This is a genomic window from Streptantibioticus parmotrematis (genome assembly GCF_019890615.1).
Classification (GTDB): Bacteria; Actinomycetota; Actinomycetes; order Streptomycetales; family Streptomycetaceae; genus Streptantibioticus_D; species Streptantibioticus_D parmotrematis.
Map to the genome: position 1 here is coordinate 97,471 of NZ_JAINVZ010000005.1, position 13,754 is coordinate 111,224.

Below are 13,754 nucleotides of genomic sequence, written 5' to 3' on the forward strand. Positions count from 1 at the left end.
CAAGGATATCGACTGCGTACGGCCCCTTCGACCACGCCCGGTAACCTGTCCTGGTGACGGATTCCGAGACAGCCCCTTCGTTCCGCCTCGGCTACGTGCCCGGTGTCACGCCCGGCAAGTGGGTGCGGATCTGGCAGGAGCGGCTGCCCGACGTCCCGCTGGACCTCGTGGCGGTGACCTCCGTCGAGGCGCCCGACGCGGTGCGGCGCGCTGAGGTCGACGCGGCCCTGCTGAGGGTCCCGTCGGACCGGGCGGGGCTGAGTGTGATCCCCCTCTACACCGAGACCACCGTCGTCGTGATCCCGAAGGACCACCTCGTGGCCGCGGCCGACGAGGTGACCGCCGAGGACCTGGCCGACGAGGTGGTCTTCCACCCGCTGGACGAGACGCTGGAATGGGACCGCCGCCCGGGCCGCCCTGCCGTCGAGCGCCCCGCCACCACGGCGGACGCCGTCGAACTCGTGGCGGCGGGCGTGGGCGTCCTCGTCGCCCCGCAGTCCCTCGCCCGTCTGCACCACCGCCGGGACCTCACGTACCGCACGGTGACGGACGCACCGCAGTCGCGCGTCGGCCTGTCCTGGCCGGAGGGCGAGACCACGGACATGGTGGACGACTTCATCGGCATCGTGCGCGGCAGGACGGCGAACAGCACACGCGGCCGCCGCGCCGCCGCCCAACCGGAGACCAAGCGTACGGGTACCGCGACGGGGGCCACGAAGAAGTCCGGTTCCGAGAAGGCCGGGGCCGCGAAGAAGTCCGGCGACGCGCGGCGCGGGCGGGCCTCCGGGACGTCGGGCGGATCGCACGGCAAGGCCGTCCGCAACCGCACCGGCGGCACCAAGGGCGGCGCCCAGAGCGGTCGGCGGGGCAAGCCCCGCCGCAGGTCGTGACGCCACGCCCGCGTCGACGCCCGTGACCGGACACCGCCGGCCGTCACCACGGCTCAGCCGGCGGTCGGCCGCCACCACGACTCAGCCGACCGCCGCCGCCAGCACCGCCGCCACCTCGGCGATCAGCGGTTCGTCGGCCTGGGCCTTCGGGTCGTGCTTCGTGGACAGCACGGAGAGCACCACGGATGTCCCGTCCGGTGTCCAGGCGAGGCCGACGTCGTTGGCCGTGCCGTAGTCACCGGTGCCGGTCTTGTCGGCCATACGCCAGTCCCGGGGCAGTCCGGCCCGGAAGCGGTTGCCGCTCGTGGTGTCGGCGAGCATCCATCCGGTCAGAAGCTTCCGGTGGGTGGGCGAGAGTACGTCGCCCAGGACGAGTCGGGCGTACGTGCGCGCGACGGCCGCCGGACTCGTGGTGTCCGTGACACGCCACGGCTCGGCCGAGTTGAGGGTGGGCTCCCACCGGTCCAGCCGCGTCGTGATGTCCCCGATCGAGCGGCAGAAGCGCGTCACGGCCTGCGGGCAGCCGAGTTGACGCACAATCAGGTTGGATGCGGCGTTGTCGCTGTACTCGATGGCGGCGGCGCACAGCTGCCCGACCGTCATGCCGTGCGCGAGGTGATCCGGCGTCCCGGTGACGGGCGCGTACCCCGAATCCGTGGTGTCCTTCGCCGTGTACGTGATGCGCTCGGCCAGCAGGCCACCGCCCGCGTCCAGGTTCCTGAGCAGGGCGGCGACCGAGATCACCTTGTGCGCCGAGCAGATGGGGAACAGCTCGGAGGCGCGATACACCACGGTCCGGCCGGTGGCGGTGTTGCGCGCGAACACGCCGAGACGGGCCGAGTGCTGTGATTCGAGGTCGCGCAGTCGCGCTTCGACACCGTTGTCCGAACGGCGGATGCCACCGGCTGAAGACGCGTCGCGGCCTTCCGCGTCGGCGGCCTGAGCCGAGGAGCCCGGCCAGGCGGCCAGGGCTGCTCCCGCACCGAGAGCGAGCAGGGTACGGCGGCTGGGGTTGTCCGGCATGGCGTCCTCCATGGCTCGGTGACTGGGCGTCAGCGCGTCCACTGATCCCTTCGACCATGCCAGACAACGTGATCAGCCGTCGCGTCGACCGCGCGTGCGGACCGCCACCGTCACCTCCCGTCGCCCGGTTGTGCGCCCTTCGGAGCCACTCGCTCCCGTCTCACGGCTTGCGTGCGAACACCCAGCGGTTGGCGGCCAGGGCGTCGTCAGGTTGGGGGCGGGGGCCGCGACCGTGGCGGCGGGTGAAGTCGAACGGCGTGCACACCGCGGTGACCCAGCCCCGGTCCGCGAGGTCGGCCGCGGAGTCGGGACGGGGCTCGCCGTCGAAGAGCGCGAGGAGTTCCACCCCGATCTGCCGCTTCGTCTCCGTGTAGACCGGGCTCTCGCGGACCTCGGGCCGCTCGATGCCGAGTTTCACCTCGTACGCGAACGAACTGCCCGCGGCGCTCAAGTCGTCGACACAGGACATCAGTTGGCGTTCCGACGCGCTGGGGAGGTAGAGCAGCAGGCCTTCCGCCAGCCATGCGGCAGAGGCCGACGGGTCGAATCCGGCGCGGGTCAGCGCCGCCGTCCAGTCGCCCCGCAGGTCCGCCGCGATCGGCGTGCGGACCGCTCTCGCCGTGGCGTCCAGCCCGTCGAGGACGTCGTGCTTGAACGCCAGCACTTCCGGCGTGTCGATCTCGAAGACCGTGCATCCCGCGGGCCAGTCGAGCCGGAACGCCCGTGTGTCGAGTCCCGCCCCGAGCAGCACCACCTGCCGCACACCGTCGTGCGCCGTCGCGAGGAGGAAGTCGTCCAGCGCCCGGGTGCGCAGGGCGAAGTACCGTCCGAGCCGGCCCCACAACGGGTCGGCCTCCCCGCCCGGCACCTGCTCGGGCCGCACCGGCCAGTGCGTGGACACGCGGGCGGCACGGACGAAGTGTTCCGCGAACTCGTCGCGTGCCAGGGCGTCGTGGCGGTGGGTCTCGATGGCCCGGGCGGCCGCCACCATCAAGGCGGTGAGCCCGACGCCCTCCTCGACGCCCGCGCCGCGTCGGTCTCCGGGCTTGTCCGCGCCGCGTTCGTCCGCCGTGTCGTGCCGTCGGTGCGCTCCGGCGTCGCGGTGTGCCGTGCCGACCACATGTCCTCCCCGGATGCGGGTCCCGACCACGATTCCGGCCGGTCGTGCGTCGTGACGTGGGCGCCGTAGACGAGGCGCATGAAGCGCAGGATCTCCTCGTCCGGCAGGTGCAGGCTCGCGGTGCAGTCCGTCAGCACCGTGACGTGGTAGCCCTTCTGGAACGCCGTCCGCGCGGTGGAGTCCACGCAGACGTCGGTGTAGAGACCGGCGAACACCAGGCGTTCCACGCCGAGTTGGGTGAGGGCCGGCTCGAAGCCGTCGCTCAGGAACGCGTCGAAGCACGCCCGTTTGGTGAAGACCATCTCGCCGGGCGCGGGCGCCACCTGATGGAACGCGGCCCCCCACGAACCGTCGAGGCACTTCGGGCGCTTGCCCAGCGCGCGGTCGCGCTGCCGCCAGCTCGCGCCCTGGTACGCCACGTCGCCCAGGAACCGCACGAAGACGACCTGCGTGCCGTGGCGTCGTGCCACGTCGACCGCGCGCACGACGTTCGCCGTCACGATGGCGAGCCGCGCCGGATCGCCGCGATAGCGGGAACCGGCGACCGGGCCCGCGCAGAAGTCGTTCTGCATGTCGACGACGATCAGCGCGGTCCCGGTCCCGGTCGTCATGATCCGGCGACCAGGGACGCCCCGGCGCCCTCGGCCGGACGCTCGCGGTACGGCTCGGCCGCGGCCTCGTCGCACCGTTCCAGGACGCCGAGCAGCGCGTCCACCACGGCGGTGGTGGAGTGGCCGCCGCCGAGGTCCGGGGTGAGGACGCCCCGCTCGGTGGTGAGCCGGATCGCACGTTCCGTCGCGGCCATCGCGCCCGCGCACCCCGCGTGCCGTTCCGCGATCGCGGCCGCGGCCCGCACGGTCGCCAGCGGGTTGACCGTGTCCTTGCCCTCGATGTCGTCCGCCGAACCGTGCACCGTCTGGTACTCCACCAGCCCGGCGACGTCCGGATGGAGATGGACGTTCTCCGTGCAGCGGTTCTCCTGGCGTTCCGAGCCGAAGCGGTCCAGCAGCACGACGTGCATGATGTCGGCCCACTCGTTCCCGGCGATGACGACGGTGCGTGGACGCGGCCCGAAGGCGATGAGGTTGCGGTTGACGGTGTCGGGCTGGAAGAGCGCGATGTCGACGCCGTGGCGAACACGGGCCCTGGACACCCACTCGTCGAGGGCGCCGTCCAGCAGGTGGAACTTGTACGCCATGACGACCTGGCCGATCCCCTCGCGCGGCCACTCCTGCCGCGCCCGCCGCAGCGCGAACGCGATCACCTCGTCGGTGATCTCCTCGCTGAAGGCCATCGTGCGCGTGACCAGACCGGGGGAGTGCTGGTTCTCACCGGTGTAGAAGCCCTGCGCCTCGTCCCGGACCAGCAGCAGGGAGGTGTCGCCGTCGGTGATGGGGTCGACCTTCACCGCGCGCAGGCGCTGGCGGACCAGGTAGAGCGACTGGGCGTTGATCGCGGTGCGGAAGACGGCGGTGGTGCCCCGGCGGGCCAGCGTCCGGCAGAATTCCTCGTAGTGCTCGGCGTCTTCTCGGGTGAGTTCGCGGACCCGGTCGATTCCTCCCGCGGATTTCAGCGAGACGTACGAATGATAGGTCCGCGGGGAACGCTCGATGGCGATGTCGGTCGCGTGGACGCGGGCGAGGGCGCTCAGTACCCGCTCGAATACGGCGGCGACCTCCGATCCCGTTCCCCGGCCGACAGCAAGTCCGATGACCGGCTTCACCGTTCTCCTTCCTCGTCGGTTTCCGGTATCAGGCCGCGGTGTTCCCCACGAGGTGGTCCCCCGGAATTCCGGATTTCTCGGGGCTGTAGTAGTCCTTGATCCCGACGACCCAGGTGGTCACCTTGACGCGGTCGTCCTCGGTGGGCTCGAAGGCGTCGAAGAGGGTGTCGACATTGGCGCGTTCGAAACCGATCGCGCGCATGAGCGCCACGAACGCCGGCCGCTCGATGAGCCCGTCGCCGTCCGGGTCGCCGAGGGCGGCCAGCGACTCGGCGAAGTCGCTCACCGTCGCGTCGAAGCGCTCCGGCGACAGCACACAGGCGGTGTACTCCTCGAAACTGATCCTGCCGTCGTGGTCGACGTCCAATTCGTCGGACAGCGTCGTCCAGTACCGCCGGAACGCCGCCACCATCGCGTCCTTCGCGGCCTTGTCCGAGTGGGGTGCGGCCTCGATCACCCGGCTCGCCATGAGGTCGAAGTCGTCGGAGTCCAGGACTCCGTTCCCGTTGGCGTCGAGGAGGTTGAAGACGAGCTTGACCCGGTTGGTCGCCTCAGTGCGCATGAACCCATCACCGTTCTCTCGATCTGGATTTCGCTGGCTTTCACTGGATTTCGCAGGGAAGGAGGGAAGGAACTGGGGGGTGCTCGGTGAACGTGGACCGATCGCGTTTTCCGCTCCGTATTCCGGAGCCGAAGGCTTCTCCACTATCCAGGCGGCCACGGGCGCGGTGCCGGGAAAAGCGGGCTGTTCACCTGAACGAGGGGAGACGACGGGATAAACCCGCACAGATCAGCGAGCGCCCTGGCGGGACGCCCTGAACGAGATCCAGACGTCGGGCGGGAGGTCGGGACGGCCCGGCACGGCCCTGCGCTCCTCGTTCCACGCACTGCCGCACAGGTCGGTGGCGACCCGGCGCCAGAACGCGACCGCACCCGCGTTGACGTCCTGGAACGCCACTTCCCACGGACCGGGGTGCCGTGTGACCACGTGCCGCACCGCACGCAGTCCGATGCCCGACCTGCGCGCGCCACGCACCACGAAGAAGCTGTTGAGCACCCGCGTCGGCGCGTCCAGGGCCCGCACGCAGGCGAGCCCCGCCGGGCGGTCGTCGCTCAGCAGCAGGTACGGCGCCCAGCCGGGGTCGGCGAACGCCGCTTCGAGCCGCTCCTGCCGGAAGCGCCCGTCGGCATCGGGCAACGCGCCGTCGAACTCCGACATGTCGTGCCGGAACATCAGCCACAGCCGCTCGACGAGGGCGTGGTCCTCGGCGGTGGCGCGGCGCACGGAGACATCGGGCATGGGAACTCCTCGAAGGGTGCTGTCCGGGCCGTGGGATCTCACGCCTGGCGCGCATCGGTCATGCCACGGTCGCCGGAAACGACGAAAGCCTCCCCGGCGGACCGAAGTCCGGCCGGGAAGGCTCGTTGGATCGCCTGAACCCTAGCAGGCGGCGCGGGAGTTCACCGCGCCGGGGCGAACGGCCCGGCACCGCTGAAGGCGTGCGCCGCGAAGCGCTCACCCATGCGGCGGTGGGTCGCCGCGTCCGGGTGGAGTGCGTCGGGCAGCGGTGACTCCGTGGCGTCGGCCGGGCCGTACAGCTCGCGGCCGTCCAGGTAGTGGATCGCGGGGTCGTCCGCCGATCGCTGCGCCACGATCCGCGCCAGCTCGTCACGGATCACGTTGAGCGTCAGCTTGCCCGCCGCGCGCTCCGCCGGGTCGCCCATCGCCTTGAACCGTGGCTGGTCGGTTCCGAACGTCTCCAGGTCCGGGGCGGACGGGCCCGGCGTGTCCTCGTGGATGGGGCACAGGATGGGGGAGACGACCAGCAGCGGTGTGGTGGGATGACCGTCGCGGATGGTGTCGAGGAAGCCGTGGACGGCCGGGGTGAAGGCGCGCAGCCGCATCAGGTCGGCGTTGACCACGTTGATGCCCAGCTTCAGGCTGATGAAGTCGGCGGGGGTGTCGCGCAGGGTGCGGGCGGTGAACGGGTCGAGCAGGGCGCAGCCGCCCAGGCCCAGGTTGATCAGTTCCACGCCGCCGAGACGAGCGGCGAGCGCGGGCCAGGTGGTGGTGGGGCTCTCGGCGTCCGAGCCGTGACTGATCGAACTCCCGTGGTGCAGCCAGACGTCGCGGCCCCGTTCGGGCGCGGGCCGCACGGGAGCGTCGGTGCGCAACGCCACGAGTTCGGCGGTCTCGTTGTGCGGCAGCCAGATCTCCACGTCCTTCTCGCGGTCCGGCAGCCCGGTGAACCGCAACGTGCCGATCGGGCCGGGCCGTTGCTCCATGGTGCCCGCGGCCATGTCGATGGTCAGCACGTTGCCGTCGGACACACTGTCGCGCGCGGTCGGCTCGCCGTCGACCAGCAGTTCGTAGAGGCCGTCGGGGCGGGGCGGCACGCCCGTGTAGACACGTTTGGTGGCCAGCACGTCGAGTTCGACGGCGGTGGCCGCGGTGCGGAAGACCAGCCGGACGCCGGACGGCTGGCTCTCCACCATGGCCAGCTGCGGATCGGTGTACTGGGCGCGGGCCCAGGCGGGCAGCCGGTGCGGCAGCACACCGCGCTCGGTGCGTTCCAGGTCGAGGGCGCCGCGCACGGTGTCGGAGGTGATGGGGGTGGTGGTCCAGTCGTGCTCGGTGGCGTGCATGGGAGTACCAGGCTCTCGTGGGGAGGTCGGCGTGAACGGGCTCAGGAGGCGGGCCAGTTGCGCAGCGTGGCGTCGAGGGCGTCGATGATCCGTGGCCAGGTCTCCCGCGGGTCCGGAGCGCTGTGGTCGAAGCTGCCGGCCAGCTCCAGGCTGACGTAGCCGTGGAAGACGCTGCCCAGCAGGCGGACCGCGTGGGTCTGGTCGGGCTCGGCCAGGTCGTAGCCACGCAGGATGGCCCGGCTCATCCGCGCGTGCCGCACGCCCGCGCTGGCTGCCGCCGTCCCGGGGTCGAGTGGCATCCGCATCGCGGCGTAGCGCCCGGGATGCTCGCGGGCGTAGTCGCGGTAGACGCCGGCGAAGGCGGCCAGGGCGTCCTTGCCTGCCCGGCCGGCCAGCGCGTCGGCCGCCCGGTCGGCGAGTTCCTCCAGGGCGAGCAGGGCGATCCTGGTCCTGAGGTCCTGCGAGTTCTTCAGGTGGGAGTACAGGCTGGCGACCTTGACGTCGAACCGCCTGGCCAGCGCGGAGACGGTGACCTGGTCGAAGCCGACCTCGTCGGCCAGCTCCGCCCCCGCGAGCGTCAGGCGCTCGGCGGTGAGTCCGGCGCGGGGCATGGTCCTCCTCCCGTTCGATGGCATCACCGATTATGCAGCTGCCTAATACCTTTAGGCAAGCCGCTACGGGACAGAGGAACGGGAGAAGGCTGGGTCAGGGCTCGCTCGCCCCTCGTCTACGCGTCGACCCGCGCCCGCTGCTCGCTGACGCGTGCGGTCGGGCGCGGCCACCGGATCTGGGTCGCGCACAACGAGACGATGCCCGCCGAGACCGCCACCGCGCCCAGCCCCCACACCAGGCCGGTGGCGTTCGCTATGAACCCGATGACCGGGGGGCCGCCCAGCAGCCCCGTCGTCCCCATGGCCGCGACCAGCGTCAGCACGTCGGAGCCCTGTCCGGCCGCCGCCACGTAGACGCACGGGGTGACGGCGGCGATGCCGAGCCCGACGCAGGCGAACCCGGCCAGCGCGGGCACCACGCCACCGCTCAGCAGCGCCAGTGCCAGTCCCACGCCCGCCAGCGCGCTGCCGAGCCGGACGATCGGCCCGTCGCCCCAGCGGTCGCGCCAGCCGTCCGCGAAGAGCCGGGCCACGACCATCATGCAGGAGACGACCGCGATGCCCATCGGCGCCAGTTCCGCCGACGCCTTCGCCACGTCCTTCAGGTAGAGGGCGGACCAGTCGTTCATCGCGCCCTCGGTGACGGTGCCGAACGCCATCGCGCAGCACATCCACAGCGTCATCCGCGACGGAAGCGACCAACGGGTGCGCCGCCGCGCGCCGTTGGCGGTCGCCGCGTCGGTCACCCCGGCGGCGTCCGTCTCCCCGGCGGCGTGGGGCTTTGCCTCGTCCCCCGTCAGCAGGCCGGAGCGCGCGTACCCGGCGAGCGCCAGCAGGAGGACGGTGGCGACCCCGAAGTGCACGGCGACCGTGGACGTCATGGCGTTCATGCCGGAGGCCAGCAGCGCGGCGAACAACGACCCGCCGCTGAACGTGGCGTGGAGTTTCGCCATGGCGTTGCGCCCGTGCCGGACCTCCAGCGCCGCGCCCTGGGCGTTCATGGCCACGTTGAGGCATCCCACCAGCACCCCGTCGCACGCCATCACCACCAGCGCGACCGGGTAGTCGGGCGCGGCGGCCAGCACGAGCAGCAGCAGGGCCAGGCACACCGCGGAACCGAGCGCCAGACGCCGCGAGCCGAGCCGTCTCATCAGCATGGCGACCAGGGGGAACGACGCCGCCGCACCCACGCCCGTGGCCATCAGCAGCAGACCGACCTCGGCGGTGGTCAGACCCAGGTGCGCCTTGATCGACGGCAGCCGCGACGCCCAGGTGGCGTACTGGAAGCCCAGCGAGCAGAACAGCGCGGCGATGGCCAACTGCCCCTTGCGGAAGGGGTCGTTCGGGCGCCACATGCGGATCAGTCCCTCTCTCGTCGGGCCGACGGCCGTGCCGTCGGCCCGTGTGCCGGCGGCACGCGTGCCGGTGTCTCCCGTGCCGCTCACACCGCCGCTCCCGTCACGATCTCCACCGGCACCGGCCGCGACATGTACCGCGCCCCCGGCCCGTAGCCCTCCGGCGGCGCCACGTCGGGGTGCGCGGTGAAGCCCCGGCCCGCCCAGAAGGGCGCGCTGTCGCCGACCGCCACGAGGGAGACCGTCGCGAATTCGTGAGACCGCGCTGTCGCGAACAGACGACCCAGGAGCGCCGTCGCCAGCCCGGAACCGCGCAGGTCCTCGGCGACGACGAGGTCGTGCAGGTGGAGGTTGCCGGTGCGCGCCACGGTGCTCTCGGCGCGCGTCAGGTCGGGGTACCGGAACATCGGGTACGGCAGCGCCAGTAGGTATCCGGCAGCGCGTTCGCCGACGTCCAGCACGAAGCAGGTGGCCGGCGACGCCTTGACCCGGGACTCCAGCGCGGCCCGGCCCTCCGACAGACCGAGCGGGGTGTACGCGGCGGACTCCAGGGCGACGATCGTGTCCCAGTCGCCGCCGCGCACGTGCCGCACCCGTGGTGCGTGCGAGGTCAACGCGGGCCTCCCGCGCAGGCGGTGACGTCGTCGATCCGCTCCGGCCGGCGCGGCGGAGGCACGCGGTCGGACGGCAGGCAGACGAGCGGAAGCGGGCTGAAGCCGTTGAACCCGCGCGTCATGTAGCTCGTCGCGTAGGCGCCGCTCGCAAGGATCCACACCGGGTCGCCCGAGGCGACCGCGCCGGGCACCTCCACGAGGCCGTGGTCGTGGGAATAGGCGTCGTCGCTGTCGCAGGTCGGACCGGCCACCACGGCGGACACGGCATCGGCGCCCAGGTGCGTGGGGAAGACCAGGCGGTACTGGAGCGCGTCCATCTCGTACAGGCCGTTGAACTTGCCGCAGCTCAGGTAGAGCCAGTGCGCGCGCGCCCCGTCCTGCCGCTCGCGTGAGGTCAGGCGCAGGACGTGGGCCCTGATGGCGCCGTGGTCGGCGACGAGGTGGCGGCCGGGTTCGATGAGGAACGCCAGGCGGCGGCCCGCCACCCGCGTCAGCCGCCGCATGCCCTGCCGGACGGCGGCGAAGATCTCGTCCAGCGGCGGTTCCAGCGGCGTTCCCCACTGGTCGAGGTAACCGGCGGCGGGCAGCCCGCCGCCCAGGTTGATGTGATCGAGGAGGATCCCCCGCCGGTCAAGCGCCGTCAGGACGTCCGCCAGCCGGTCGCACGCGTCGTCCCACGCCTCGGCGGTCATCTGCTGCGATCCCACGTGGACGGAGAGCCCCGAAGGCGTCAGGCCCAGGTCGCGTGCCCGCTCCAGGACGCGCACGGCGTCACCCGCGGAGCAGCCGAACTTGTGGCTGAGCCCCCACAGCGCGCCCTTCCCGTCCGTGGCGAGCCGGCAGAAGACCCGGGCGCCCGGCGCGTGCGCCGCGATGGCCTCGACGTCCTCCAAGCTGTCGGTGGCGAAGTCCCGTACCCCCAGCCGGTGGGCGTGGGCGATGTCGCGGTCGGACTTGATGGTGTTGCCGTAGTGGACGCGTTCGACCGGCACACCGGTGCGCAGCGCGTGCGCGATCTCCTGCGGACTGGCCGCGTCCACCCCCGAGCCCCGGCGTGCCAGGCAGGTCAGCACTTCGTCGACGGGGCACGCCTTCATCGCGAACCGCACGGACACACCGGGCAGTTCGCGCACCAGGTTCGCGTAGGCGGCCTCGACGCCCGCGAGGTCGTAGACCAGGCGGTCCCCGGGGGCGTCCGCGAGCGCGCGGTGCAGCCGGGAGCCGGGCGGGGGCGTGGTGGCTGTCACCGGCGGGGTGCGCACGGGCTCACCTTCCTGCTCGCGTCCACCATCGGCCCCCACGCCTCCATCAGGAGGGCGAAGTCCTCGGTGTCCTGACGGGCCTCGCGCAGCAGGCGTTCCCGCTCCGCGGCGACGTGCTCCGCGAACCGCGCGTACTTGCCGCCGAGTTTGCGGTAGGCCGCTTCGAGCACGTCCAGCCGGTGGGCGTTGTCGGCCTGGTCGAGCCCGGTGCTCTCGCGCACGAACCCGGCGACGACCTCCGCGCGCACCTCGCCGCGCTCGTCCAGCAGCGCGGAACCGGCCTCGGCCATGCGGTCGTAGGCGAAGTTGAGGTACAGCATGGAGAGCAGGAACTTCACGTACCGGGTCTGGTACGCGGTGAAGCCCGCCCCGGTCCTGCGCTCGGGCGTGTAGTAGTTGACGATGTCGCGGTTGTGCAGCACGCCGGGGAGCGTCGCGTCGTGGACGACGTGGATCAGGAAGTAGTCGCTGCCGATGGTGTCGGTGGCGGGCGGCAGCGGTATGCGTTCGTGAACGCGGTGGAAGGCGATGTTGCACATGTCGACCCGCATCGGGTCGACCAGCCCGAGGACCGTGTGGTCCGCCGTGAACACCGCGTCGCCCGCGCCCCGGAACGACTCCGCGACCAGCTCCCGCTTCTGCCGCTCGGACCAGTCGAGCGGGGCCCACAGGCTCACCACGTCGTGGTAGACGTCCGGGTCGAGGCGCTGGATCTCCCCGATGTCGACGGACAGCTCGCCCACGAACGAACCACCCACCATGGCGACCGGCTTGTCGGCGTGGGCCGCGTCCAGCGTGCTGTCCGAGACCAGCGGCGCCACGTCGGACGCCCGCCGGCCCAGGGCCATCAGCTCCGGATGTACGGGGAACACCGGTGAGCCGTCGGCCACTTGGTAGCGGCTGTCGGAGTCCCTGCGGTGCACCGACTCGCATCCCAGCGCGGCGGCCAGCAGGAACGCCCGGTTGGTGCAGGCGCCGTAGGACAGCCGGTCGGGCAGCATGAGGTCGAGCAGCAGATCGGGCTTCGCCACGCCCGCCTCGTCGATCACCCGGCGCAGGAAGTCCCGCTGGTCCGCCTCCCCGACGTGGTGGGCGACGACACCGGGCACCGCGGGCAGCTCACGCACCGCGCGGGCGTGCTCGGCGAAGACGTCCCCCTCGCTGGAGTCCAGCACCAGCAGGTGCACCTCGACGTCGAAGTGGCGCACCGCGTACGCGGCCTCCTCGCCCAGCGTCGCGATGGTGGACGCGCACGCCCTGTTGGTGGGAAGGGTCAGACAGATTCGGCGCATATCCGCTCCCCGTCCACCACGTCGTCCTCCCGGCCCCAGGACTCCAGCCCGAGCAGCCTGGCGCCCAGGCCGTCGAGACGGGCGGTGCCGTACCTGAGGGACTCGTGCTTCCTGGCGTCGCCCAGCAGCGTCCGGTTCCAGTCCGGCGTGCTCAGGTGGCGCCAGGAGTCGACCCGGGAGTCCCGGAGCGTCCGGTGGGATTCGATCGCGGGCATCATCGACAGGTACTGCACCGCCCGCACGCCGTCGCGCGAGGTGTTGGGGGCGACGCCGTGGGCCAGCAGTCCGTTCCAGATCAGCAGGTCGCCCGCCTTCAACTGCGGCCGCACGATGGGGAGTTCATCACGGTCGAAGGCCGGCCGGATCGGGTCGCGGTCGTCCGGCTGGAGCGCCCGCCACCGCTCGAACTGGCGGAACAGCTCCGGCGCGCACTGGAAGCCGCCGTGGTCCTCCTCGGTGTCGTTGAGGGCGATGATGCCCTGCACCCGCTGCGGCAGGACACCGAGGGAGGTGTCGACGTCCCAGTGCAGCTCGATGTCGAAGCCCTTGTCCGTCGGCTCGATCAGCGCGCGGTCGCGGTTCTTGACGTTGGGCGGGTTGAGGTTGAGCCGGTCGAGGGTCACCCACAGCTCCTCGCAGTCCCACACGTCCACGAACGCGTCGTACACCCGGCGCGCCTGACGGCTGTCCCACAGCAACTGGTGGTGGTACGCCTCGACGAAGCCGTAGACGTACAGGTCCCGGTCGAGGTCGGACCGGAAGGCGCGCTCCTCGTACCAGGTCTCGGGGCGCTCCGGGTCCAGGCCCTGGAAGTCCCACGCGAAGTCCAGCATGCGCTGCGCGGCGGCGGTGGGGATCGCCTGTTTGACGACGACGTAGCCGTAGGTCTGCCAGAAGGCGAAGTCCTCCTCGGACAGCACCCGCAGCTCTTGCCGCTTGCGCAGGTCACGCAACTGCGTCTGCGCCAGGTAGGTGTCGCCGTCCGAGCTGAAGTAGGGGACGTCCGAGGCGGCCCGATACAAGTAGCTGCTGTCAAGCGCCCGCATGCAATCGCTCCTCGAAAGATGTCCGGCCGGGGACACGCCACTCCACGCCGGGCACACGAGGCCGGGCAGCGGCCTGTTGCGGCGGGGGAGTGGACGCACACCACCGGTGGACGTCGTGAACAGTCGTGACAGGGTCGGAATGGCTCGTGCGAGCGTGGCGGCGGCCTTCCGC

14 protein-coding genes are annotated in these 13,754 nt (G+C 71.8%); 1 reads left to right on the forward strand and 13 read right to left on the reverse strand.

Annotated features, from left to right (window positions below; translation table 11 throughout):
* Positions 1–53: 53 nt before the first annotated feature.
* Positions 54–890: a LysR family substrate-binding domain-containing protein gene (locus tag K7472_RS09980; RefSeq protein ID WP_222976310.1), complete on the forward strand. Its 837-nt coding sequence runs from the start codon at positions 54–56 to the stop codon at positions 888–890.
* Positions 891–971: 81 nt separating this feature from the next.
* Here K7472_RS09980 and bla read toward each other — a convergent pair whose 3' ends face one another.
* The 13 genes from bla to K7472_RS10045 all read right to left on the reverse strand — a co-directional run bounded on the left by bla (position 972) and on the right by K7472_RS10045 (position 13,582).
* Positions 972–1,913 (reverse strand): class A beta-lactamase, encoded by a 942-nt coding sequence (bla, locus tag K7472_RS09985; protein WP_222976311.1) that lies wholly within the window; start codon positions 1,911–1,913, stop codon positions 972–974.
* A 160-nt stretch (positions 1,914–2,073) separates the two neighbouring features.
* A complete protein-coding gene (locus tag K7472_RS09990) occupies positions 2,074–2,904 on the reverse strand; it encodes an SAM-dependent methyltransferase (RefSeq protein WP_222976313.1) in 831 nt (276 codons plus the stop codon).
* Positions 2,904–3,644 (reverse strand): cysteine hydrolase family protein, encoded by a 741-nt coding sequence (locus tag K7472_RS09995; RefSeq protein WP_222976315.1) that lies wholly within the window; start codon positions 3,642–3,644, stop codon positions 2,904–2,906. The genes K7472_RS09990 and K7472_RS09995 overlap by 1 nt, the downstream gene beginning before the upstream one ends.
* Positions 3,641–4,756 carry an isocitrate/isopropylmalate family dehydrogenase gene (locus tag K7472_RS10000; RefSeq protein ID WP_222976317.1) on the reverse strand — a complete coding sequence of 372 codons (1,116 nt, stop codon included), beginning with the start codon at positions 4,754–4,756 and terminating at the stop codon, positions 3,641–3,643. The genes K7472_RS09995 and K7472_RS10000 overlap by 4 nt, the downstream gene beginning before the upstream one ends.
* A gap of 28 nt (positions 4,757–4,784) precedes the next feature.
* A complete protein-coding gene (locus K7472_RS10005; protein ID WP_222976319.1) occupies positions 4,785–5,318 on the reverse strand; it encodes an EF-hand domain-containing protein in 534 nt (177 codons plus the stop codon).
* 228 nt (positions 5,319–5,546) lie between these two features.
* Entirely contained in the window at positions 5,547–6,056 is a 510-nt protein-coding gene (locus K7472_RS10010; protein WP_222976321.1) for a GNAT family N-acetyltransferase, read from the reverse strand.
* A 161-nt stretch (positions 6,057–6,217) separates the two neighbouring features.
* On the reverse strand, positions 6,218–7,402 hold the full coding sequence (locus tag K7472_RS10015) for a GDSL-type esterase/lipase family protein (RefSeq protein WP_222976323.1): 1,185 nt from the start codon (positions 7,400–7,402) through the stop codon (positions 6,218–6,220).
* Between the two features lie 41 nt (positions 7,403–7,443).
* Entirely contained in the window at positions 7,444–8,013 is a 570-nt protein-coding gene (locus K7472_RS10020) for a TetR/AcrR family transcriptional regulator (protein WP_222976325.1), read from the reverse strand.
* Positions 8,014–8,129: 116 nt separating this feature from the next.
* Positions 8,130–9,368, reverse strand: coding sequence for an MFS transporter (locus tag K7472_RS10025; protein ID WP_222976819.1), 1,239 nt, complete (start codon positions 9,366–9,368; stop codon positions 8,130–8,132).
* A gap of 86 nt (positions 9,369–9,454) precedes the next feature.
* Positions 9,455–9,982: a GNAT family N-acetyltransferase gene (locus K7472_RS10030; RefSeq protein ID WP_252395376.1), complete on the reverse strand. Its 528-nt coding sequence runs from the start codon at positions 9,980–9,982 to the stop codon at positions 9,455–9,457.
* Complete coding sequence (locus K7472_RS10035; protein WP_308013838.1) at positions 9,979–11,244, reverse strand: type III PLP-dependent enzyme; 1,266 nt, start codon at positions 11,242–11,244, stop codon at positions 9,979–9,981. The genes K7472_RS10030 and K7472_RS10035 overlap by 4 nt, the downstream gene beginning before the upstream one ends.
* Positions 11,226–12,536 carry a DUF6271 family protein gene (locus tag K7472_RS10040; RefSeq protein WP_222976327.1) on the reverse strand — a complete coding sequence of 437 codons (1,311 nt, stop codon included), beginning with the start codon at positions 12,534–12,536 and terminating at the stop codon, positions 11,226–11,228. The genes K7472_RS10035 and K7472_RS10040 overlap by 19 nt, the downstream gene beginning before the upstream one ends.
* Positions 12,518–13,582 (reverse strand): phytanoyl-CoA dioxygenase family protein, encoded by a 1,065-nt coding sequence (locus tag K7472_RS10045; RefSeq protein WP_222976329.1) that lies wholly within the window; start codon positions 13,580–13,582, stop codon positions 12,518–12,520. The genes K7472_RS10040 and K7472_RS10045 overlap by 19 nt, the downstream gene beginning before the upstream one ends.
* Positions 13,583–13,754 lie beyond the last annotated feature (172 nt).